This window comes from Roseomonas sp. TAS13, assembly GCF_001950415.1.
Taxonomy (GTDB): Bacteria; Pseudomonadota; Alphaproteobacteria; order Acetobacterales; family Acetobacteraceae; genus Roseomonas; species Roseomonas mucosa.
In genome coordinates this window covers 1-22,129 of sequence record NZ_BDLP01000038.1, presented here as the reverse complement: position 1 = coordinate 22,129, position 22,129 = coordinate 1, and the positions used below count along the sequence as shown (strand labels likewise).

General features: G+C 66.3%; 16 protein-coding genes and 4 pseudogenes. 9 read left to right on the top strand and 11 right to left on the bottom strand.

Annotated elements, in window-relative coordinates; all coding sequences use genetic code 11:
• The 4 genes and pseudogenes from ROTAS13_RS28005 to ROTAS13_RS05535 all read right to left on the bottom strand — a co-directional run.
• Positions 1–121 (bottom strand): annotated as a pseudogene (locus ROTAS13_RS28005) (helix-turn-helix domain-containing protein); the annotation flags it as partial.
• 324 nt (positions 122–445) lie between these two features.
• Positions 446–3,907, bottom strand: a complete 3,462-nt coding sequence (locus ROTAS13_RS05545) for a molybdopterin cofactor-binding domain-containing protein (protein ID WP_075821770.1) — start codon at positions 3,905–3,907, stop codon at positions 446–448.
• On the bottom strand, positions 3,904–4,416 hold the full coding sequence (locus ROTAS13_RS05540; protein ID WP_075821769.1) for a (2Fe-2S)-binding protein: 513 nt from the start codon (positions 4,414–4,416) through the stop codon (positions 3,904–3,906). The genes ROTAS13_RS05545 and ROTAS13_RS05540 overlap by 4 nt, the downstream gene beginning before the upstream one ends.
• A 34-nt stretch (positions 4,417–4,450) precedes the next feature.
• Positions 4,451–4,924 carry a MarR family winged helix-turn-helix transcriptional regulator gene (locus ROTAS13_RS05535; protein WP_019463129.1) on the bottom strand — a complete coding sequence of 158 codons (474 nt, stop codon included), beginning with the start codon at positions 4,922–4,924 and terminating at the stop codon, positions 4,451–4,453.
• A gap of 358 nt (positions 4,925–5,282) precedes the next feature.
• On the opposite strand from ROTAS13_RS05535, the gene ROTAS13_RS05530 reads away from it, so the two are divergent.
• From ROTAS13_RS05530 to ROTAS13_RS05505, 6 genes are all read left to right on the top strand, one after another.
• Positions 5,283–6,431 carry an FAD-dependent monooxygenase gene (locus ROTAS13_RS05530; RefSeq protein ID WP_075821768.1) on the top strand — a complete coding sequence of 383 codons (1,149 nt, stop codon included), beginning with the start codon at positions 5,283–5,285 and terminating at the stop codon, positions 6,429–6,431.
• Positions 6,432–6,707: 276 nt separating this feature from the next.
• Positions 6,708–7,739: a hypothetical protein gene (locus tag ROTAS13_RS05525; protein WP_058390392.1), complete on the top strand. Its 1,032-nt coding sequence runs from the start codon at positions 6,708–6,710 to the stop codon at positions 7,737–7,739.
• A 183-nt stretch (positions 7,740–7,922) separates the two neighbouring features.
• Complete coding sequence (locus ROTAS13_RS05520) at positions 7,923–9,128, top strand: ABC transporter substrate-binding protein (protein ID WP_019463132.1); 1,206 nt, start codon at positions 7,923–7,925, stop codon at positions 9,126–9,128.
• 21 nt (positions 9,129–9,149) lie between these two features.
• Entirely contained in the window at positions 9,150–10,991 is a 1,842-nt protein-coding gene (locus tag ROTAS13_RS05515; RefSeq protein ID WP_075821767.1) for an ABC transporter permease, read from the top strand.
• Complete coding sequence (locus tag ROTAS13_RS05510; RefSeq protein WP_026033570.1) at positions 10,988–11,746, top strand: ABC transporter ATP-binding protein; 759 nt, start codon at positions 10,988–10,990, stop codon at positions 11,744–11,746. Before ROTAS13_RS05515 ends, ROTAS13_RS05510 begins: the two co-directional genes overlap by 4 nt.
• A 4-nt stretch (positions 11,747–11,750) precedes the next feature.
• Positions 11,751–12,452, top strand: a complete 702-nt coding sequence (locus ROTAS13_RS05505; protein ID WP_027297506.1) for an ABC transporter ATP-binding protein — start codon at positions 11,751–11,753, stop codon at positions 12,450–12,452.
• 66 nt (positions 12,453–12,518) lie between these two features.
• Here the strand turns inward: ROTAS13_RS05505 and ROTAS13_RS05500 are convergent.
• Positions 12,519–12,941: pseudogene (locus ROTAS13_RS05500) on the bottom strand (transposase); the annotation flags it as partial.
• Positions 12,942–13,009: 68 nt separating this feature from the next.
• Between ROTAS13_RS05500 and ROTAS13_RS05495 the strand changes: the two are divergent.
• Positions 13,010–13,285 (top strand): annotated as a pseudogene (locus ROTAS13_RS05495) (transposase); the annotation flags it as partial.
• A 290-nt stretch (positions 13,286–13,575) separates the two neighbouring features.
• On the opposite strand, the gene ROTAS13_RS05490 reads toward ROTAS13_RS05495, so the two are convergent.
• The gene (locus ROTAS13_RS05490; protein WP_075821766.1) at positions 13,576–14,712 is read right to left on the bottom strand and encodes an IS110 family transposase; all 1,137 of its coding nucleotides are present in this window, start codon (positions 14,710–14,712) and stop codon (positions 13,576–13,578) included.
• Between the two features lie 70 nt (positions 14,713–14,782).
• On the opposite strand from ROTAS13_RS05490, the pseudogene ROTAS13_RS05485 reads away from it, so the two are divergent.
• A pseudogene (locus ROTAS13_RS05485) lies at positions 14,783–15,664 on the top strand (IS3 family transposase); the annotation flags it as partial.
• Positions 15,665–15,801: 137 nt separating this feature from the next.
• Here the strand turns inward: ROTAS13_RS05485 and ROTAS13_RS05480 are convergent.
• The 5 genes from ROTAS13_RS05480 to ROTAS13_RS05460 all read right to left on the bottom strand — a co-directional run bounded on the left by ROTAS13_RS05480 (position 15,802) and on the right by ROTAS13_RS05460 (position 21,554).
• Positions 15,802–16,623, bottom strand: a complete 822-nt coding sequence (locus ROTAS13_RS05480) for an amidohydrolase (protein ID WP_075821765.1) — start codon at positions 16,621–16,623, stop codon at positions 15,802–15,804.
• Complete coding sequence (locus ROTAS13_RS05475; protein ID WP_075821764.1) at positions 16,623–17,618, bottom strand: NAD(P)-dependent oxidoreductase; 996 nt, start codon at positions 17,616–17,618, stop codon at positions 16,623–16,625. The genes ROTAS13_RS05480 and ROTAS13_RS05475 overlap by 1 nt, the downstream gene beginning before the upstream one ends.
• Before the next feature lie 6 nt (positions 17,619–17,624).
• Entirely contained in the window at positions 17,625–18,680 is a 1,056-nt protein-coding gene (locus ROTAS13_RS05470) for a substrate-binding domain-containing protein (protein WP_075821763.1), read from the bottom strand.
• 1 nt (position 18,681) lies between these two features.
• A complete protein-coding gene (locus ROTAS13_RS05465) occupies positions 18,682–20,562 on the bottom strand; it encodes a TRAP transporter large permease subunit (protein WP_075821762.1) in 1,881 nt (626 codons plus the stop codon).
• Positions 20,563–20,648: 86 nt separating this feature from the next.
• Positions 20,649–21,554, bottom strand: a complete 906-nt coding sequence (locus tag ROTAS13_RS05460; protein WP_216348591.1) for a TRAP transporter substrate-binding protein — start codon at positions 21,552–21,554, stop codon at positions 20,649–20,651.
• Between the two features lie 281 nt (positions 21,555–21,835).
• Between ROTAS13_RS05460 and ROTAS13_RS27000 the strand changes: the two genes are divergently transcribed.
• Entirely contained in the window at positions 21,836–22,012 is a 177-nt protein-coding gene (locus tag ROTAS13_RS27000; RefSeq protein ID WP_171979035.1) for a hypothetical protein, read from the top strand.
• Positions 22,013–22,129 lie beyond the last annotated feature (117 nt).

Here is a 22,129-nt window from a genome sequence, read left to right as displayed (position 1 = left end):
ACCGCAGAACCTTCCGGACCACCTTTCGCGAAATCCCGAGCTCACGACAGATCGCCTTGATCGACTTGCCCTGCACCCGGTGCAGGCGCCGGATCTTTGCCACTGTCTCCACGACCAGCATCCCAGCACTGGCTCCCGATCATCCCGGAAACCACTGTGAACCCCGCCGTCAGTGGGGTCCCGTTTGGACGCCGATCACCCCTCCAACAGGGTTCCTATTCCATGCCGATCCACATGGAAACCCCACCCCGTCGCCGCGGCAGACCACGCAAGGCACACCCCACCGAGCCGGCCACCGCCCCATAGCAGCCGGACTGGGGAATTTTCGTCCAGCCGTTTTGGGGAACTCACGAGTAGCATTGACAAACCTTACCGCTGGACCAAATCCGCCAACGATCGCCCTCGCCCTGGTCGCCCGGTGTGGGTTGCCGCGCAGCCAGGGCGCCTATCTCCAAGCTGGCTGCCCGGGCGCGAAGCGCAGCCGCATGTAGCGGATCACCGCCTCCAAAGCCTTCGGATCGAGCGTGCTGCCGAAACCCGGCATGGCGACCGGCTCTTCCGTACCCCAGGCATGACCCGGAATGCCATTCCGAACAGCCTGGACGACGTTGTTAGGGCTGGCAGCGTGCAGATTGGTGTTCAGTGCCAGATGCGGGATCCGCAGGTCGCCGCCGTGACAGGACGCGCAGGCGCCCTCGAAGACCTGGGCGCCGAGGGGCTCGGCCCACGCAGCTTGTGCAAGCGCGGCCTCCGACGCGGCGATGACGGGTTCTGGATCGGCGTTGGCCGTGCCCGAACCCAGGCTCGCGAGATAGGTCGCCATCGCCCGTATGTCCGCGTCAGGGAGATCGCGGAAGGATTCGATCACATGCGCCATCGGCCCTGCGGCGGAGCCGTGATCCCGTGAATGCCCCGTGCGGAGGTAGCTGTAGTAGGCCTCCCGCGTCCAACCCACCGGGGACATCGACGCGGCGCTGAGCGCGGGTGCGTGCCAGCCATCCGCGAAGCCGCCCGACAGGTGCGAGGCCCCGGTCCGTTCCGCGCCGAGCGCGTTGCGGGGAGAATGACAGGCGGAACAGTGCCCCAGCCCTTCGACGAGCTCGGCGCCGCGGTTCCATTCCGCGCCGCGGTCAGGATCCGCCGGCCGTTGCGGCCGCAGGAACAGGGCGTTCCAGGCCGCCATCATCGGGCGGATGCCGAAGGGGAAGCGCAGATCGGTCACCGGCGTCCTGGCGGGCGAGGCCGGCTGCGCCGCCAGATAGGCGTAGAGCGCCTGGATATCCGCCTCGGCCGCCTTCGCGAAGGATGTGTAGGGATGGGCGGGATACAGGAGGTGGCCGTCGCGCGACACTCCCTCCCGCATCGCCCGCGCGAAGGCGGCGTAGCTCCAGGCCCCGATCCCCGCAGCGGGGTCGGCGGAGATGTTGGAGGCATAGACGACGCCGAAAGGCGTCTCGGTAGGTCGCCCTCCACCGAAGGCCATGCCATCGGTGCCGACATGGCAGACGTTGCAGGCGCCGGCCGCGGCGGCCAGTCGCCCGCGCTCGATGGTGGCGGCGGAGTACAGATCGGTGCCCGGACGCTCGATGGGTGCGATCGCGGGACGCCATGGCAGAATGGCCGCACCGGCGGCCACCACCCCGGCGACGAGCCCCCGCAGTGGCCACTTCCAGCGAGCGCCGCGCGGCGGTGCCACGGGCGCCGGGGGCGTGGGAGGGGGCAATGGGTTGAGCGCGGCCCGGACCTTTTCCGGCGTCAGCGGGAGTTCGCGGAAGCGGACGCCCGTCGCGTCGAAGACGGCATTGCAGATCGCGGCGGCGCTGGGCACGGAGGCGGATTCCCCCGCGCCGAGCGGCGGGTCATCGGGCCGGGGCACCAGCAGCACGTCGATCTCCGGCACCTCGGGGAAGGTGATGATGGGATAGGCGCCCCATTCGAGGCTCGACACACCGGTTTCCGAGAAGCGCACCTGCTCCTTCAGGACCCGGCTCGTGGACTGGATGACGTTGCCGTGGATCTGGTGTTGCACGCCGGCGGGATTGATGACTTGGCCGGTGTCCTGGCCGCAGACCACCCGCGTGACGGCGATTTCCCCGGTCGCGGTGTTCACCGCAACATCGGTGACCCAGGCGGCCCAGGCCGCGGCTGTGCCGGGGAACTTCCCGTGCACATAGACCGCATAGGCGAAGCCGCGCCCGTACAGGATGTCCCCCGCGCGGCCATGGGTGAAGGGTTCCGGGTGCGGGCGCCAGGCCGCGCGCTCCGCCACCGCGCGCACGAGGTCGATCGCGCGCGTGTCGGTCAGGTAGCGCAGGCGGTACTCGATCGGATCGATCCCCGCCGCGACCGCCAGCTCGTCTATGAAGGATTCGTGGGCGAAGGTGTTCGGCATCGCCGACACGCCGCGGAACCACGACGCGCGCGCCAGGGGGGGCATGTCGTGGACGGTGACCCGGAGGTTCGGGATCGCGTAGGGCGGGATTGCGGTCCGGTCGCCCATTTGCGCGATATCGGCGACAGGCGCGACCTTGCCGGTCAGGATCAGCGGCAGGGTCGGGGCGAGATTCGATGGGTAGCGCGTCTCGAAGTCGTAGAAGGCCGGCCCGCCCTCCAGGTCCAGCGCGCCGCGCACGTCGATCACCTGCGCCGCGCCCTTGGGCTCCCAGGCGTGCTCCTGTTCGCGCGTCAGCTGGACCCGCACGGGTGCCCCCACAGCGCGCGACAGGAGCGCCGCGTCGGCGGTCACGTCGTCGGCGCAGTTGCGGCCGTAGCAGCCCGCCGCCTCCAGCCGCTCGACGACGATCGCGTCCTCCGGCATGTCGAGCAGCCGGGACAGGTCCGCGCGCATGGGAAAGGGATTCTGCGTCCCGGACCAGACCGTGAGCCCGTCTGGCCGCCAATCCGCCACGGCGCAGGACGGGCCGATCGAGGCGTGCATCTGGTAGGGCCAGACATAGGTCCGGTCCAGAGGCTTGGCACTGCCGGAGCAGACCTGGGTGATGTCGCCACGGTCGGCCAGGACGCGCGCCGAGGAAGGGTTGTCCCGCAGGGGGGTCTCGGGATCGTTCAGGTCCGGGATGGCAGGCGGCGCGCGCCATTCCACCGCAAGCTTCCGCATCGCCTCGATCGCATCCTCCTCGCGCCGCGCGACGACGCCCAGGAAGTCGCCGATCGCGACCACCGCCACCAAGCCGGGAACATCCGCGACGGAGGCCTCATCCACCGAGACGAGGCTGCTGCCCACATGTGACCCGGCATCGAAGCCGGTGTAAGGCGGGCGCACGACGCGGCCATGGAGCATGCCCGGCACCCGCACGTCGTGAACATAGGTGAAACTCCCGGTGGCCTTGGCCGGGATGTCGATGCGCGGCTGCGCCCGGCCGACCACCCGGTGCTCCGAACGCGGCAGGAGCTGGGCATCGGGATCGATCCTCAGACGGATGGCGCGGCCGGCAACCATGTCGCCGAAGGGTATGAAGGCATTCCCCGGCACCCTCACCGTCACGCTGCCGTCGGAAACCCTGGCTTCCGCTTCAGGCTGGCCGAGCAGCCGCGCCCCTTCCCGCAGGAAGAAGGCGCGCGCGGTGGCGGCGGCGCGGGCGAGCGGGGCGGCGGCGATCTGGATCGTCTCGCTCGCGATCGTCGCGCCCTGATCGGGCGCGGCGGAGGTCGTTCCCAGGACCATTGTCACCCGTTCCACGGGCACGCAAAGCTCCTCCGCGACGATCTGTGCCAGCGCCGTACGGATGCCCGTTCCCAGATCGACATGGCCGTTGAATGCGGTGACACTGCCATCGGCGTGCACGGCGATGAGGATTTCCTCGCCCACCGGCGCCATGCGGGAAACGGTCAGGACATCCGGATCGGCCCGGTAGGAGGCGGCGGCACGGTCCTCGGGTCGTGTCATGGCAGGCTCCCCACATTCTCGGGTCCAGTGGCGGGCCGCAGCCGCCTCGCCGCGGCGCGCACCGCGTTCAGGATCTCGACATGCGTGCCGCAGCGGCAAAGATGGTGGCGCAGCGCGTGCCGGATGGCAGCATCGTCCGGATCGGGGTTCCGTGACAGCAGCGCCACGGTCGCCATGATCATGCCGTTGAGGCAGTAGCCGCACTGCGCGGCCTGCTGCTCGATGAAGGCGGCCTGCACCGGATGCGGCGCGGCCAGGCTCCCCAGGCCCTCCAGCGTGGTGATGTCGCGGCCCACCGCCCGGTGCAGCGGCACCGTGCAGGATCGCGCGACGCGTCCGTCGATCAGCACGGCGCAGGCCCCACACTCACCCAGGCCACAGCCGAATTTCGGGCCGTTGAGCGCAAGGTCGTTGCGCAGGACATGCAGGAGGGGCGTGCAGGGTCGCGCTTCCACGGTCGTCTCTCGCCCGTTGACACGGAGTGTCACCGTGGCCGCGGGACTCAGCACCCGCGACGCCTCGCACCGTGATGTGGGAGGCGGGCTATGCTTCGCCGATCATGCGGCGCAACGTGAAGAGGAGTGCGAGACGCTCGCCGGGATTGAGCTGTCCGAAGGTCTGCTCGGTGATGGTGATGGCGGGCGCAATCATCTCGCTCACCAGCCGCGTGCCTTCGCCGGTGAGGGAGTAGATCACCTTCCGCGCGTCGTCGCGATCTTTGGAGAAGGCGACCAAGCCGCGCGCCTTCAGCCGCTCCACAATGCCGCGGATGGTGGCCTGATCGATGGAGGTTGCCTTGACCAGTTCGCCCTGTGCCTGCGGCCCGCCCTCCCGTAGCGCGCACAGCGTGGCGAACTGCACGCTCGTCAGCTGCGGATCGACGGTGTTCGCCTGGAAGATGGCGAGGTGACGCTGATAGGCCCGCCGTAGCAGATAGCCGACCTGATCCGTGACGACGTAGCCCTCGTTCCGGCCCTCCGCCGCATCGTCTTCCGGAGCCTCTTCCGTCTGACGCACCCTCGACACTCGCTTTCACCTGTATTGGACGTCGCGGAACTATGGCCGAGCGGGGCGGCGTGGCAAGCCGCTCTCGCTTCCTTCCGGACAAGGGGCGCCGGCATGGCGGGCGCAGCACGGCGCCGGACGTGCATCGCAGATCGGCGGGCATGGCGTGACCCCAGAATACATAGCGTGTACGTTATTTTCTTACTTCGTTCCCGCCTCCTGTCAATACGCCGATTTTCTTCTCTTATGCTTCCTAATTAAGCAGGATGGCGCCTGAAATGAAGCATTGAATCTGGCCTTCATTGAATGGTTAATAGCGTACACCCTATGAAGCCGCGGGTGCCCATGTGAGGGCTGGAGGATTGCCTGTATGACCAGGACGCAGCGGATCGCCGTGGTGGGGGCAGGGCTCGGCGGGGCTTGCGCCGCCGCGCTGTTGCAGCGTGCGGGCTTCGAGGTCGCCGTGTTCGAGCAGGCCCCGGCGTTCTCCCGGCTCGGAGCCGGTATCCACATGGGCCCCAATGTGATGAAGATCTTTCGTCACATGGGCATCGAGGACTCGGTGGCGGCGCTCGGCTCGCATCCCGATTTCTGGATGAGCCGCGACGGCGCGACAGGCGATTACCTGTCGCGGATCCCACTCGGCGAGTACGCACTGAAGGAGTACGGCGCGGCCTACGTGACCATCCACCGGGGCGACCTGCACAGGATGCAGATCGCGGCGATCGCCGATGGGGCGGTCCGGTTCGACAAGTGCCTGACCGGTGTCGTCGATGACGGCTCCGGTGTCGAACTGTCCTTCGCCGACGGCAGCACCTACCGCGCCGACATCGTCGTCGGGGCTGACGGCATCAATTCTCGCCTGCGCGAGGCGCTGCTGGGCGTGGAAAAGCCCAACTACAGCGGCTGGGTCGCCCATCGCGCTTTGATCCCGGGCGATCGGCTGGCGAGGTACGGCTTCGACTTCGAGCCCTGCGTGAAATGGTGGACCGACGACCGGCACATGATGGCCTATTTCACCACGGCCGACCGCGGGGAGTACTACTTCGTCACCGGCGTTCCGCATCCGGCCTGGGATTTCGACGGTAACTCCCTGCCCTCCAGCCGCGAGGAGATGCGCGAGGCCTTCGCCGGCTACCACCCCGAGGTCCAGGCGCTGATCGATGCCGCCGACGACATTTCGAAATGGCCCCTGCTGAACCGCAGTCCCCTGCCGGTCTGGAGCCGCGGCCGTATCGTGCTGCTGGGCGATGCCTGCCACCCGATGAAACCGCATATGGCCCAGGGCGCGGCGATGGCGATCGAGGACGGCGCGATGCTGGCGCGCTGCCTGGCTGAAACCGGGCTCTCCGACCATGGCACGGGCTTCCGCCTCTACGAGGCGAACCGGCGGGAACGCGCGTCGCGTGTCCAAGCCGTGTCCAACGCCAACACCTGGCTACGGACGCAGGAGGATCCGGCCTGGGTCTTCGCCTATGACGTCTTCGCCCATCCGTTGTGGAAAGGGGCGGCCACGTGAAGGCGCAGCCCGTCAGAGGCGGTGTCAACACCGGGCTCGGCATGCGCGACTGCGGCGCCGACGGGATGCGGGGCGTCACCACCCGCCGTCACCCGATGGACACGCAGATCGCGGCCCAGCCGGCGAATTCTTTCGAATCGCTCCGAAATACGGCAACGTGTTTTCGTTGGACGAGGCCGTCTCCCGTCTGACATCCCATTGGCGCCCCATCCCCCTCGCATCCATCGGCCCGGAAGCGTCAATCCGTGAGTTCGGGCGGCACCTTCGGAGAACGAAATGGACCATTCCAGCTTCACCGAGATCTGCCTTCACCAGTTGAAGATGTCCGGTGTCCACGAGGGCGAGAAGCTCGTTGTCCTGACGCAAGGTAGCGAGCGCTTGGACTATGCCGATGCCTTCATGGCGGCCGGCCAGCGCCTTGGCGCGCGGATGTATCACATGCGCTTGCCGGCTCCGCCGCCCGTGGGCACCTGGGCCGTGGGCCAGACGGGACTTGCCGCGATGCCCGAGGCCGTGGAGGCCCTCAAGGCCGCGGATATGCTGATCGACTGCATATTCCTTCTGTTCTCGCCGGAACAGATGGAGATCCAGGCCGCGGGCACGCGGGTGCTGACCGCCGTGGAGCCGCCGGAGCTCCTGGCGCGCATGCTGCCGACGAAGGAACTGCGCGAAAAGGTCGAGATCGGCGCCGAGTACCTGTCCCGCGCCAAGGTGATGCGCATCACCTCGCCGCACGGGACCGACGTGACCTACAAGCTGAACACCTACCCGACCGTGGCGGAATACGCCTGCACCGACGAGCCCGGCCGCTGGGACCACTGGCCTTCCGGCTTCGTCTTCACCGGCGGGGATGACGACGGCGTCGATGGCACCATCGTCGTCGCGCCCGGCGACATCCTGCTCCCGCAGAACATGTATGTGCGCGAGCCGATCACCTACACCATCGAGAAAGGCTGGATCCGCGACATCCGCGGCGGTCTGGAGGCCGAGTTGGTGAAGTCCTATATGGCCGCCTTCAACGATCCCCGTGGGATGGGCATGAGTCATGTCGGCTGGGGCATGAACCCTCATGCGAAGTGGCACGGCATGGTCCCCGGTGCCTTTCCGGGCGGCATGGGCATGGAGCCCCGCTCCTTCTACGGCAATGTCATGTTCTCCACCGGTCCGAACAACGAGCTCGGCGGTCCGAACGATACGGCCTGCCACCTGGACATCCCCATGCGCGGATGCTCGCTCTTCCTGGACGATGCCCCGATCGTTCTCGACGGCGACCTGGTCGTGGCGGAGATGAGAATGTCCGCTTCCTGATGCTCCCAGCGGCTCCGTGCTCCCTGGGGCGCGTCCCGCATCCGTACCGCCCCCGTACCGGACCCCCATGACGATGTGCCCGGAAGGCTCGGTCGGCCGGATGTCATCGATGACTAAGGCGGAGACCGTGACGGAGCCATCATTCCTATACCGCGATATTCAACCAGGAGTAGCACCATGCAAATGACACGACGCTTCCTTCTCGGCGCGTCGGGTGCGGTCGCACTGCCCGGCCTGCTGCGTGCCCAGGGGAACAACCCGATCCGCATCGGCGAGATCAACTCCTATACCGCCAACCCCGCCTTCACGATCCCCTACCGTAACGCCATGCAGATGGCGGTGGACGGCGTGAACGCGAAGGGCGGCGTGCTCGGTCGTCCGCTGGAGTTGATCACGCGCGACGATGCCGGCCGCCCACAGGACGCCGTGCGTCTGGCGGGTGAGCTGGTGAACGACGTGAAGGTGGACGTGCTCGCCGGCGCGTACCTTTCCAATGTCGGCCTCGCGCTCAGCGAGTTCGCGCTTCAGAACAAGCGCCTCTATGTCGGCGGCGAGCCGCTGACCGACGCGATGGTCTGGGAGAAGGGCAACCGGTACACTTTCCGCCTGCGCCCCTCTACCTACATGCAGGCCTCCATCCTGGCGGAGGAAGCCGCGGAACTGCCGGCCAAGCGCTGGGCCACCGTCTCCCCTAACTACGAGTTCGGCCAGTCCGGCGTGAAGTGGTTCAAGCAGCTCCTCCTTGCCAAGCGGCCGGACGTGACCTTCGTGGGCGAGCAGTGGCCGGCACTCGGCCGCGTGGACGCCGGCGCGACGGCGCAGGCGCTGGAGGCGATGAAGCCCGACGGCATCTTCAATGTCCTCTTTGGCCCGGACCTCACCAATTTCGTCCGCCAGGGCAACACGCGCGGCCTGTTCGAGAAGCGCAGCGTGGCTTCCCTTCTGACCGGTGAGCCCGAATACCTCGACCCCCTGGGCGACGAAGCACCGGAGGGCTGGATCGTCACCGGCTATCCCGGCGAGCAGATCGACACCCCTGCCCATAAGGCGTTCGCCGCCGCTTATCGGCAGAAGTTCAATGCCAAACCGATGTGCGGCTCGCTCGTCGGCTATTCGCTGATCCAGTCCATCGCGGCCGGCATCGTCCGGGCCGGTTCGACGGAGCAGGAACGGATGGTGGAGGGTTTCCGCGGAGTCCGCTTCGACACACCCGCCGGCACTTGCGAATACCGCGCCATCGACCAGCAGGGCACTCTCGGCGTCTTCGTGGGCAAGACCGCCCTGAAGGACAATGCCGGCGTGCTGGCGGACTGGCGCTATATCGACGGCCGGGACCTGCTGCCCAACGACGATGTGGTGCGAAGCCTGCGCCCAGCGAGCGCGAACTAAGAACGGGTCTCCGGCCGCTCCATGGACAGTATCCTTCCCCAACTGCTGACCGGGCTCACCGGAGCCTCGTCGCTTTTCCTCGTGGCGTCCGGGTTGACGATCATCTTCGGCGTCACCCGGATCGTGAACTTCTCGCATGGCTCGCTGACGATGCTCGGGGCCTATATCGGCTGGACGATCCTGACCCATCTGCCAAGGGATCCCACCTGGTTCATCCTCGGCGTCCTCGCCACGGCGCTCGTCACCGCCGCCATCGGCGCAGCGCTGGAACTGACCGTGCTTCGCCGCATCTACCGCGCGCCGGAACTCTTCCAACTGCTGGCCACCTTCGGCGTGGTGCTCGTGCTGCAGGACGTCACGCTCCGGCTCTGGGGGCCGGTGGAGCTCCCGCTGCCCCGCCCGCGCTGGATGCGCGGCTTCGTGGAGATCGCGGACAACCGCTTTCCTTTCTACGATCTCATCCTCATCGCGGTCGGCCCCGTCGTCCTCGGCCTGCTCTGGCTCCTGATGAACCGTACGCGCTGGGGCACGCTGGTGCGCGCCGCGACGCTGGACCGCGACATGGTGGCGGCGCTGGGCGTGAACCAGCGCACCATTTTCACCACGGTCTTCGCACTCGGCGCCGGGCTGGCGGGGCTGGGTGGGGCGCTGTCCCTGCCGAATTCCTCGGCCAATCTCGGCATCGATCTTTCGGTGATCACGGACGCTTTCGTGGTGGTGGTGGTCGGTGGCCTGGGCAGCCTCGGCGGTGCCTTCCTCGCCAGCCTGCTGATCGGCATCCTGCAGGCCTTCGGGATCGTGCTCGTACCGAAGATCACGCTCGTCCTTGTCTTCCTCGTCATGGCGGTCGTCCTGATCTTCCGTCCCAATGGCCTGCTCGGCCGTGCCCAGACCGAGGCGCGTGAGGCAATCGTGGCTGCCCCGGTGGTGCGCCCTGCCCCACCCGCACTGCGGCTGCTGGGCCTCGCCGCCCTGTTGGTCGCGGTCGCCGCTCCCTTCCTGGTCGGCGAGTACACGCTGATCGTGCTCACCGATGCCCTTGTCGCCATCCTCTTTGCCACTTCACTCCATTTCATGATGGGCCCCGGCGGCATGGCCAGCTTCGGCCACGCGGCTTGGTTCGGCATCGGGGCCTATGTGGCGGGGCTGCTGCTGCAGTGGCTCTCCGCCCCCATGCCGGTCGGCCTGCTGGCGGCGCCTGTCGCGGCCGGGATCGTGGCGGCGGTCTTCGGATGGTTCGTCGTGCGGCTGTCGGGTGTCTATCTTTCCATGCTCACCCTGGCCTTCGCGCAGATCGTCTGGGCCATCGCCTTCCAATGGGTGGATGTCACCGGCGGTGACAATGGCCTGCTCGGCCTCGTGCGCCCGGCCTGGGCGGCGGATGCGCGCGCCTTCTACTGGCTGGCCCTGGTTCTCTCCGTGGGCGTCGCCCTCCTGTTGCGCCGTGCGCTCTATGCGCCCTACGGCTACGCGTTGCGCGCCGCACGGGATTCCACCGCCCGCGCCCGTTCCATCGGGCTGGATGTGACAGGGTTGCGTATCGCGGCCATCGTCGTCGCGGGCAGCGCCTGCGGCTTGGCCGGAGCACTCTTCTCCTACGGCAAGGGAAGCATCTTCCCGACCTACATCACCATCTCCCACTCGGTGGAGGCACTCCTCATGGTGCTGCTCGGCGGCCTCCAGACCATGGCCGGCCCGATCATCGGCGCCATCATCTATACCGGCCTCGCCGACATCCTCGTGCGTTCCACGGACCTCTGGCGCCTCGTGCTCGGCGCCGTCATCGTCTTCCTCGTCATCGCCTTCCCGGAGGGCATCGCGGGCGCCATCCGGCGCCTCTGGCTGCGGGGTCGGGAGGCATGAGCATTCTTGTGGTCGAGGGGCTGGGCAAGTCCTTCGGTGGCGTTCAGGCCGTCAGCGATGTCTCCTTCACTGTTACCCCGGGCGAGATGCTGGCGCTGATCGGTCCCAACGGCGCCGGCAAGTCGACCTGCTTCAACATGGTCGGCGGTCAGCTCCGGCCGGATGCGGGCTCCGTCCTGCTGGATGGCCGGGCCATCACCGGCCTTTCCCCCCGCGCCATCTCCCGCGCGGGCGTCGGACGCACCTTCCAGATCACCGCCACCTTCGGCTCCATGACGGTGCGCGAGAACGTGCAGATGGCGCTGCTGTCTCACCACCGACAGATCTGGGACTTCTGGCGCTCCGTCTCCGGCCTCCATGCCGGCGAGGCCGACGCGCTGCTCGCACAGGTCGGTCTGGAGGCGCAGGCGGACCGTGCGACCGGCGTCCTCGCCTATGGTGATCTCAAGAGGTTGGAGCTTGCCATCGCCCTGGGCAACGGGCCGCGCCTGCTGCTGATGGACGAGCCCACGGCCGGCATGGCCCCTGCGGAGCGCGTCGGGCTGATGAAGCTCACCCGCCGCCTTGCCACCGAGCGCGGTATCGCCGTCCTCTTCACCGAGCACGACATGGACGTGGTCTTCGACGTGTCAGACCGGATCCTGGTGCTGAACCGCGGCACGCTCATCGCGGAAGGCAACGGCACCTCCATCCGCGCTAACCCCGCCGTGCGCGAGATCTATCTCGGCACCGGCGCGACGAGCGGAGGACACTGACATGCTGCTCACCGTGGAGGGGCTGAACACCCATTACGGCCGCGCCCATATCCTGCAGGGCATGAGCTTCACCATCGCCGCCGGCGAGGTGCGCGTGCTGCTGGGCCGCAATGGCGCCGGCAAGAGCACGACGATGAAGTCCATCATCGGCCTCGTGCGCCCGACGAGTGGCAGGGTAACCTTCGACGGCACGGAGATCGCAGGAGAGGAGCCGCACCGCATCGCCCGCCGCGGCATTGGCTACGTGCCGGAGGATCGCCGCGTCTTCGCGGACCTCACGGTGATGGAGAACCTGGAGGTCGGCCGCCAGCCCGCGCGCGGGCCAATGCTGGCCTGGACGCCCGAGCGCCTCTTCGACCTGTTCCCCAATCTCGGCCGCATGAAGGACCGCCCCGGCGGCCGGATGAGCGGCGGCGAGCAGCAGATGCTCACCATCGCCCGAACGCTGATGGGCAACCCTCGCCTCGTGCTGCTGGACGAGCCGAGCGAAGGTCTGGCGCCCGTGATCGTGGAACAGATGGCCAATGCCATTCTGGCGCTGAAGTCCGAGGGGCTGACGATCCTGCTGGCGGAGCAGAACCTTCACTTCGCCGGTGGCGTCGCCGACAACGCGACAGTGGTGGAAAAGGGTCAGGTCGTCTGGTCCGGCAGCATGGAGGCGCTGAAGGCCGATGACAAGGCACGGACGAACTACCTGGCCGTTTAGACCAGATGTCCGTCTGAGGCGGGGGGGGGCCCGCCTCAGACGGACATCTGGTCTAGTCATGTGAATTTAAAGTTCGCTGCATAGATTACGCTCGGTGGCCTGACAGAAGCGCTTGACCGAGGCGAGTATCTCTTTGGCGGATTTGGTCCAGCGGTAAGGTTTCGGGTTCTCGTTGTGACGCTCGATGAAAGAGCGGATGTTCTGCTCGAGCTGGCTGGTCGAGGTGTGCACGTCGCGGCGCAACTGCTTGCGTATCAGCTCGGCGAACCAGCGCTCGACTTGGTTGATCCATGAGGCCGACGTCGGTGTGAAGTGGACGTGGTAGTGCCGTCGGCGAGCGAGCCATCCTCAGATCAACGCGGTTTTGTGGGTAGCGTAATTATCCATGACGATGTGGATGTCGAGGTCGGGGGGCACCTGCGCGTCAATCTGCTTGAGGAAGTCGAGGAATTCAGTCGCCCGGTGGCGCTTACAGCATTTGCTGATCACAATGAGGTGGTCCCCGGATCTCGGACAGGTAGTTAAGCTCGGTTCGCCTGCGAGAAGGACGGACCCGGATGACGGGCAAGCGGACGCGGTATTCAGCGGAGTTCAAGGCGAAGGTGGCGCTGGAGGCGCTGCGGGGTGAGCTGACGACGGCACAGCTGGCGGCCAGGCACGGCATCCATCAGACGATGGTGGGCGAGTGGAAGCGGCAGGCCATGGAGGGCATGACCGGGGTGTTCTCGGGCAAGTCGGCGGCCGAGGAGAGCGCGAGGACCTCCGAGGCGAAGGTTGAGAAGCTGCACGCGAAAATTGGGCAGTTGCTGGTGGAGCGGGATTTATATGAAGAACCTCCCGTCAAGAGGGCAAGCGACACCGCGCCGCCGCCCGAGCTGCGGGGCCGCTTCGGATCTGGTTCGAGCGAGGTCGGTCATCAGCGTGCAGTCATGCGCCCTGCGCATCAACTTATATCCGGCAGCTCCATGACGGCTTGCCACAATCCTGCATGCACGGCCTGACGATCGAAGATGCGAGCCCACACTTTTTGTCGGCACCCGTTGTGCCAATCCCGTTCCCGGAACCCGCAACCCTCGCTCCGGGTCCTCGCCGGACCCGAAGTTCTGGAAGCTGATTCGAGGCGCTATGCGGGGGTCATGCCCAGGTCCTCGTGACCGGTCAGAACACCCTCGGGGATCAGCCCGGTCTCGACATATTGCCACAACGCCACCGCGAGCTTGCGGGCCATTGCCACCAGCATGATGCGTCGGATCCGGGGAGACTGCCCGGCCGTCTTCGTCGCATACCAGCGCGAGAGCTGGCTCTCGGGCTGATACTGCCGCCAGCTCCAGGCGACCTCGATCAGGATACGCCGGGCCCAACTGTTGCCGGCCTTGGAGATGCCTTGGCATCGCGTGACCGATCCGCTGTCATAGGGACTGGGTGTTAGTCCCAGATAGGAGCCGAGGTGCCGGCGACTGGCAAAAGCACGGTTGAAGACCTCACGTGCCAGGGTAGCCGCGCTGAGGCCTCCGATGCCCTTCAGGCGGCAGAGCATTTGCCGCTTGCGTTCGATCGCGGGATCCTGGGCATCAGCCTCGTCGCGTTCCTTCTCCAGGACGCGGATCTGATTCTCGATCAGGTCCAGCCGCACGTATTCCCGCTCAAGCTCCCGGCGCAAGCGCTCCGGCAACGGACAGCCCTCGGCCGTGGTCAGCGCATTGAAGTCGATCCGGGTGCGGCGTCGCGCGGGTTCGACCCCTCGAATGCCCTGCCCGAAGAGCAGCCCCTTGATGCGGTTGATGTGCGCCGTCCGCTCTCGCACCAGGCGGAGACGTTCCCGATGCGACCGGCGTGCATCCTCCTCCTGCAAAGAGGGGATCCGGACAACAGCACAGACATGGTGCTCCCCTCGGTCGAGCGCGATGAGGGCGCGCAGCAGGGTCAGCGCGTCGATCCGGTCCGTCTTGACGCGCCGAGGGCGCCTGTTCACCTGCAGACTCGCGGGGTCAAGCACGCGGCATTCGATACCACGGCCAATCAGCGACCGCGCCAGCCAGAAGCCATCATAGCCCGCCTCGTAACAGACCAGAACACGCGAGATGTCTCCGGCTGCCTTGCGCAGCCTGACCAGCAACCCAGGCAGGTCGCCGCCTGCGATCCGGTGCAGGGAAGGCCGCTCCCGATCCGGGAGCGCGATTGAGACGACCCAGTTGGTCTTGCTCAGCTCGATGGCGGCATAGACGGTCTGTACGGTTGTGCTTTCCTGGTTGTTGACCATGGGCCTCGCTCCTGGGCAGGCGGTGATGCCGACCATCCTATGGGAAAGACCAGGTAGCCGGCCCGCATAGGATCTTTTTGGCGAAAGCGTCCGGACGATGAGCCTGGAACGGCGACGGCAGATGATCGAGCCAGAGCATCCCAGCCTGTCTGTGGTGCGGCAGTGCGAGTTGGTCTCGATCAGCCGCTGCGGGTTCTATCACCGACCCCAGGGAGAGACGCCGCTGAACCTGGAATTGATGCGGCTGATCGATGCGCAGTTCCTGGAGACGCCCTGGTACGGATCTCGGCAGATGGCGCGCCATCTCCGGCGCGAGGGCTACGTGGTCGGCCGCAAGCGGGTGCGGCGGCTGATGGCGAAGATGGGCTTGGCGCCGATCTACCAGCGGCCGCGGACGACCGTGCCGAACCCTGAGCACCGGGTGTTCCCCTACCTGCTGCGGGATCTGGTGATCGGGCGCCCGAACCAGGTCTGGTGTGCCGATTTGACCTACATCCCGATGCGCCGGGGCTTCCTCTACCTGGTCGCGGTGATGGACTGGGCGACCCGCAAGGTGCTGGCCTGGCGGGTGTCGAACACCATGGATGTCGAGTTCTGCCTCGAAGCTCTGGAGGAAGCATTGGCCCGGCACGGGCGGCCCGAAATCTTCAATACCGACCAGGGTAGCCAGTTCACCTCGCCGCGGTTCACCGGCGTGCTGCAACGGGCTGGGGTGCGCATCTCCATGGATGGACGGGGACGCTGGATGGACAATGTCTTCATCGAGCGGCTCTGGCGCAGCCTGAAATACGAGTGCGTCTACCTGCACGCCTTCGAGACCGGCTCGGAGCTTCGGGCCGGGCTCGCCAGGTGGATTGGCTACTACAACGCCGGACGACCCCATTCCGCCCTGGCCGGGCGCACGCCTGACGAGGCATATGGGACAGCCGGAATGGAGAGACTGGCGGCCTGACGAAAATCAGAGCCGAGCTTATCACAGCCGCCAAACTGTCCGGCGATTGGGGACCACCTCACTTTCAACAGAGCAAAAGGCGCTATTAATCCAAGCCTCTCGAGGACGAGGGGCGCGTTCCGAATGCAGATCGCGCCCTATGGATCAACTCGTTCAACCTTGAAACCATAGATCCGGGCAGGATTATCGACCAGGATCATACGCCTCTGCGTTGGCTCTGGCGCCCATTTCCATAGCAGCGACAGCAGCACCCGCTCATCAGGCACTTCTGATATCCAGGGATGCGGCCAGTTGCTGGCCCAGAGCATACGCTCAGGGGCCAGCCGTACCAGCGCTTCGGCAAGCTTTCCAATATCCGCGTAGTCGGGACTGCCGCTGCGCGATACCTCGTAGGGCGCGGAGAGCTTCACCCAGCATCGCCCACCCTCCACCAGCCTGCACAGAAGCCGAAAGCCCGGGTGGGAGAATTCCACGGGTTCAAGAAACTTGCCGATATGGTCGATGACCAACGGGCAAGGCAGGTGCCGCAAGCGGTGGGCATGTTCCGGCAGGGTACGACCATCGAGCTGAAGCTGGATATGCCATCCCATGGGAGCGATCCTCGCTGCGAGCGGCGCCAGATCCTCCCAGCGCATATACCCGCCGGGAAGCATATGGAAGCGCAGACCGCAGACCCCAGCCTCCGCCAGTTTCTTCAGCTCACGCTCCGCGACATCCGGCGCCGTGACGGCGATCCCGCGTGTCCGGCCCGGTCCGAGTTCCCGCAACCCATCCAGCATGGCACGGTTGTCAGTGCCATACCCGTTGGCCTGCACGAGCACGGCCCGCTCTAGACCGAGAGCCCGCTGCAGAGCGTGGTAGCGGCTGGCCGGTGCATCGGGCATCGGTCCGGCCAATGGCCAGCGCCGGTCGAAGACATGAACATGGCAATCGCAGGCGGCGGGAGGCAGGGCTTCCATCACGCGGCCCGCAGCCCGAGTTGAAGCAGCCGGTGCGCCGCCTCCGGATTGACCGCGCCCTGCGGCATGCGTCCCGCAATCAGGGCCTCGACTTGCCGAACCGTGTCGAAGGCCTGATGTTGTACCGCCTCGGGCGTCAGCCCTCCGATGTGTGGAGTGGCGATGACATCGGATCGCCGTGCCAGCCGAGGCGAAGGCATCTGGTCAGGTGCCTGGCCCACATCCAGCGCGGCGCCTGCGAGGTGCCCGCTTTCCAGGGCGGCTTCGAGGGCGGCTTCATCCACAAGGTTGCCGCGAGAGAGATTGAGGAAGAAGCTTCCCCGCGGCATGGTGGCGAACGCCTCGCCTCCCATCATTCCCTCCGTCTCCGGCGTGGCGGCAGCCAGACACAGCACAAAGCGAGAGCGGGGCAACAGGTCCATCAACCCAAGTTGCTCGATACCCTCTTCGGCCTTCTGCCGCGGATCGGTCACGAACACCCGCATGCCGAGGGATCGCGCCAGTTCCGCGACCCGCCGGCCGATGACGCCGTAGCCGATAATTCCCAGGCTTGCTCCCGAAAGCTGCCGCCCCATGCGGATCCGTGGTGGACGCTCCGCCCGGTAGTCCAGGACGGCACAGCTTACACCGCGCGCCAGATCTACCAGGAAGCCGATCGCAAGTTCCGCGACCGAGTCCGTGAAGCCCGGCGACGCGTTGCAGACCAACACGCCCTGCCGGCTGGCGGCGGCAAGATCGATATTGCGGATATCCACGGCCACACGGAGGAATGCCTTGAGATCCGGCAGTGCATCGAAGACCTCACGCTGCCCGGCTGTCTGCCGGTCGGACACGATGACATCGCAGCCGCGCGCGAACTCCACCAGCTCTGCCGCCCGGAGCGGATGGTCCTCAGGATTGAGGCGAACGTCGCCCAGGTGACGAAGCGCGGCCAGTGCCTCTTCGCCATAGTAGTTGGCCCGGTCATGGGCTGTGTGGGTCAGTGCAATCTGCACGGCTGGTCAGGCTCCTGCCGTGACGAGAGGCGCCACGGAATCGCGAAGGACGAGGGAAGGAGGAAAGCTGAACTGCTCCGGCGGGAGGGAGGCGTCCTCCATGCGCCGCATGATGCGGTCCACCATCAGACCCGCCATCTCCGGCAACGGAGAGCGAACGGAGGTCAGGGCTGGGATGGTATGTCCCGTGAGAGGCAGCGCATCCATCCCGACGACCGAGAGATCGCCGGGAACGGACACGCCCCGCCGGTGCAGACCAGCGAGCAATCCGATTGCCATCATGTCGTTCACGGCAATCAGCCCCGTCGGGCGCGCCGGATGCTCCAGGACTTCGGCGGCCAGGGACTGGCCCAGATCGGCCAGTTCCGCGTCGCCGAATGCGGAGGGGCTGCGCCTCTCTATCACCACCGCCTGAACTCCCGCCGTTCCAGCGGCCTGCCGGAAGCCGTCTAGCTTGGCCGCGCGGCTGAAGGTGCGTCCGGCCGGAACGAGAAAGGCCAGGGCGCGGTGTCCCTGCTCCGCCAGGTGATTCACAGCCAATGCCGCAGCCGCGGCATTGTCTACCGAGACATGGTCCATACCTGTCCGGACCCCCGGCTGGGTATGGCTGTCATAGCTGACGGCGATCAGGCCTCGCTGGATCAGGGCGTCGAAATGCCCTGCCTCGGCCAGCGAGGAGATGATGATGGCTCCCCGAACGCCATGCGACAGAAGGTCCTCCAGCAGAGGCCGTTCCCGCGAGGTGTCACGATAGGTGTTGGCCACGATCAGGCGCTGGCTGTACCGCGTCTGCGCCACCTCCTCGATCTCCCGCGCCAGTTCCGCGTAGCTGGGATTCGACATCGAGGGCACGAGCAGGCCCAGCATCTGCGACTGCCCGGTCTTGAGCTTCTGCGCGGCTCGGTTCGGCAGGAAGCCGAGCTCGGCGATGGCTTTCTCTACCCGATCCCGCGTCTCGGGCCGCATCCGGCCCGACCGGCCGTTGATGAGGTTCGAGACCGTGGCTATGGAGACGCCCGACAGGCGGGCGACATCCACGATGGTGGGGCCGGGTAGCGCCATCTCAGCCCATGCCCAGCATGTTCGGCAGCCAGAGGCTGATGGCCGGAAAAAGCACCAGCAGAACCATGCCGAACAGCAGAACCGCTAGGTATTTGGCCATCGGCCGTGCCACATCCTGCATGCGGGTGCCGGTCATGGCACAGGTGGCGAAGAGGCCCAGGCCCACCGGTGGGGCGAACAGTCCGAAGCCCATGGCCACGACCATCACCGTGCCGAAATGCAAGGAGCTGATGCCGAGCTGCGCAGCGATCGGCGTCAGCAGCGGACCAAAGATAATAAGGGCGGGTGCTCCCTCCAGGACGGCGCCGAAGACCACCATCAGGAGTGTCGCCAGGACCATGAAGGCGAGGCTACCATGGGTGTGGCCGAAGCTCACCAGCATACCGGACATCGCGCTGGGGATCTGCTCGATCGTCAGGGCGAAGGCGAAGCCGGAGGCGGCGGACATGATGAACAGGATGCCCCCTGCCATCGACGCCGCATTGACCAGCAGCTTGACCACCGAACGCAGCGTCAGCTCCCGGAAGGCCAAGCCGCCGACCATAAGCGCATAGACCACAGCGAAGGCAGAGATCTCCGTGGATGTCGCGACCCCGGCGGTGACGCCGCGCCCGATCATCATGACCATCACCAGAGCGACGAGCGAGCCGCCGATCAGACGCGGCAAGCTGCGGCGGACAGGGAAGGCTTCGCGCGTATCAATCCGGCGCCCGTAGACGATGGCCACGGTCGAAAGGCAGAGCGCCAGTAGGGCCGCAGGAACGATGCCTGCCATGAACAGGCCGCCGACGGAGATATTGGCCACGAAGGCGAAGATGATGAGGTTGACGCAGGGCGGAATGGTTTCCGCCATTACCGCGGTGCAGGCCAGGAGCCCCGCAGCGTCGTTCGGATCCTGCCGTGTGCGCCGGACCGCCGGCATGATGATCCCGCTCACCGCGGCGATGTCCGCGAGCTTGGAGCCTGAGATACCCGAGAAAAGCGCGGTGGCGACGATGCTGATCAGGTTGAGGCCCCCACGCATCCGCCCCATGAGCCGCAGCAGGAGTTCGATCAGGCGGGTCGACATGCCGTTGGCCTCCATGGTCAGGCCGGCCAGCACGAAGAACGGGATGGCCAGGAGCACGAAGTGGTCGGCGCCTGCCGCGAGTTGCTGCGCGTAGACGACCATCGGCAGCGAGGGATCGGCCAGGAAGTAAAGCAGAGCACTGAAGGCCAGCGCGAAGGCGATGGGAACACCGATGACCACGCTTCCCATGGCAGAGACGACCAGCAGCGACAAGGGCGACAGCGCCATCTCGGGCAGGAGAGTGTTCCAGGCCCAGACCCCGCCGGCGACGGCAAGACCTGCAGCAAAGGTCAGCCAGACCTGCCGGGGCGGGCCTTCCAGCGCATTGGCCAGACCGAAGGCAACGATGAAGAAGCTGCCGATGATGACGGGAAGGATGTTGATCCAGTGCGGCAGGCCGAGCGGCGTGACCTGCCCTTCCGTCTCGATGAAGAGACCGCAGGCCGTGATGAAGAGGGCCACGGCGACGGCTACCACGATCCAGCAGCAGATCTGCGTCATGCAGATGCGCCACGCGGGTGGGAACATTTCGCGAAATACATCGATCCCGGCATGCCTGCCCCGCCCCAGCACCGTGGCCGCGCCGAAGAAAACCAGCACGACCATCAGGGCGCGGGCCACTTCCTCCGCCCAATCCAGGGGATCATGCAGGAAATAGCGGTAGATGACCGAAAGGAAGACCACCAGGACGTTGGCGGCCAGTGTGAGTCCCGCCAAGTGTTCCAACACGGCCAGAACGGCACGCAGGAGGGAGCCGAAGCCCCGGAAGCCTGTATAGGTCATGCCTGGCGAATCTGTGGCAATCGCGCTCATGGACGCTTGCTCCCGCGAAAGCCGGGCTTCCTGGAGCCCGGCGCGACGCTCTCGTCTCCCGGATATTGCCGGGCTTGCATCACGGATCAGGCCGAGACGTTGGCGGCGATCTCGAAGAGAGGCTTCGTGGCTGGATAGTTCCGCGCGAAAGGAGCATAGAGTTGCTCGCTCATCTGCCGCTTGATCTCCGCCCTTTCCGTCGGGGGCATCGGCGAGAAGGCGATGCCCAGTTGCCGGAGCTGTTCCAGCGCCTCGGCGGAACGCGGCGGGACATCCTGTCGCTGGCTTTGAGTCGCCTCAGCCGCAGCCTGGAGGAAGACGGGCTTGAGGTCTGCGGGGATCTTGGAGAGGCCACGCCGGCCGATGACAGACAGCATCGGGCTGAACAGATGCTCGGTCATGAAGCATTGCTTGGTGACTTCGTAGAGCCGGTTGGCGATGACACTCGCGGCATCATGCTCGAAGCCATCGACCACCCCGCTCTGCAAGGCGGTATAGAGTTCGTTGAAGGGGATCGGCGCTGGCACTGCACCCATGAGCTTGAAGGTCTCGATGAAGGCCGGTGCCGGTAGAACGCGCAGCTTTACCGCATGCAGATCGGCCAAGTTATGAACCGGCGCCCGGGTGTAGACGCAGCGCGCTCCGAAGTGGAAGCCCCAGCCCAGCGCCATCACGCCCTTGCGCTCCAGCAGCATCTTTCCGAAGGCATCGCCCAGGCCGGCGTCGAGCAACTTCTCGCCATGGGAATAGCTGTCGATCAGGTAGCCGAGATCCAGCATTCCCAGCTCCGGCACTGCGGTGGCCCAGATGGAGGAACCGATGATCATCATGTCGACGGACCCGATGGCAACCTGCTGGACCACATCGGACTCCTTGCCGAGCTGACCGTTGGGGAAATAGTCCAGGCGGATGCGTGGGCCCGCGACGTCCTGCAGCTTGGTCCTGAAGTGCTCGAACCACGCGAAATGCGCGGCGTTCCGGTCAGCGGGCATCGCGGAGGACACGCGAAGGGCGATAGGCGACTGGGCACGCGCCAGGAATGGGATCCCGAGTGTCGCACCGGCGGTGGCGGCAGCCAGAATGCCACGGCGGGTTGAAGTACCGGACATATGTTCCTCCCTTATTAAACGTTTAACTTATTCCGTTAAACGTTGCACCAGACGGAACGGCCATCAATAGTTTTTTGGAGTGAACGTTGCTTTGTTGAAACCCTATGGAGCTGTGAGGGGTTGGGATGGCTTTCGGCGTGGGCCGGGAGGAGGTGATGAGGCGGATGTCAAAGTCGGCGGTGCGGGTGGCACGGGAGGCGCTGGTAGCGGGCCGAGCGGCGCTGCCGGAGTACGCCAGCCCGTACTCGCGCAAGGACTACACCCAGCCGCAGCTCTTCGCGCTGCTGGTGCTCCGGCAGTTCCTGCGGGTGGACTACCGGGGCGTGATGGCCTGGGATTGACCCGGTTTGGTGGACACCCTGAAGCTTTCGCCAGAGGTGTTCCTGATGCCCAAGACGCATCCGCCGTACTCGCCTGAGTTCCGCCGTCAGATGGTTGATTTGGTCCGTGCCGGACGG

Coding starts and splice junctions, on each gene's coding strand:
- ROTAS13_RS05465 (WP_075821762.1), bottom strand. CDS start 20,562: ATGAGCGCGATTGCCACAGATTCGCCAGGCATGACCTATACAGGCTTC.
- ROTAS13_RS05520 (WP_019463132.1), top strand. CDS start 7,923: ATGACACGACGCTTCCTTCTCGGCGCGTCGGGTGCGGTCGCACTGCCC.
- ROTAS13_RS05460 (WP_216348591.1), bottom strand. CDS start 21,554: ATGCCCGCTGACCGGAACGCCGCGCATTTCGCGTGGTTCGAGCACTTC.
- ROTAS13_RS05525 (WP_058390392.1), top strand. CDS start 6,708: ATGGACCATTCCAGCTTCACCGAGATCTGCCTTCACCAGTTGAAGATG.
- ROTAS13_RS27000 (WP_171979035.1), top strand. CDS start 21,836: ATGTCAAAGTCGGCGGTGCGGGTGGCACGGGAGGCGCTGGTAGCGGGC.
- ROTAS13_RS05515 (WP_075821767.1), top strand. CDS start 9,150: ATGGACAGTATCCTTCCCCAACTGCTGACCGGGCTCACCGGAGCCTCG.
- ROTAS13_RS05470 (WP_075821763.1), bottom strand. CDS start 18,680: ATGGCGCTACCCGGCCCCACCATCGTGGATGTCGCCCGCCTGTCGGGC.
- ROTAS13_RS05490 (WP_075821766.1), bottom strand. CDS start 14,712: ATGGTCAACAACCAGGAAAGCACAACCGTACAGACCGTCTATGCCGCC.
- ROTAS13_RS05510 (WP_026033570.1), top strand. CDS start 10,988: ATGAGCATTCTTGTGGTCGAGGGGCTGGGCAAGTCCTTCGGTGGCGTT.
- ROTAS13_RS05545 (WP_075821770.1), bottom strand. CDS start 3,907: ATGACACGACCCGAGGACCGTGCCGCCGCCTCCTACCGGGCCGATCCG.
- ROTAS13_RS05530 (WP_075821768.1), top strand. CDS start 5,283: ATGACCAGGACGCAGCGGATCGCCGTGGTGGGGGCAGGGCTCGGCGGG.
- ROTAS13_RS05480 (WP_075821765.1), bottom strand. CDS start 16,623: ATGGAAGCCCTGCCTCCCGCCGCCTGCGATTGCCATGTTCATGTCTTC.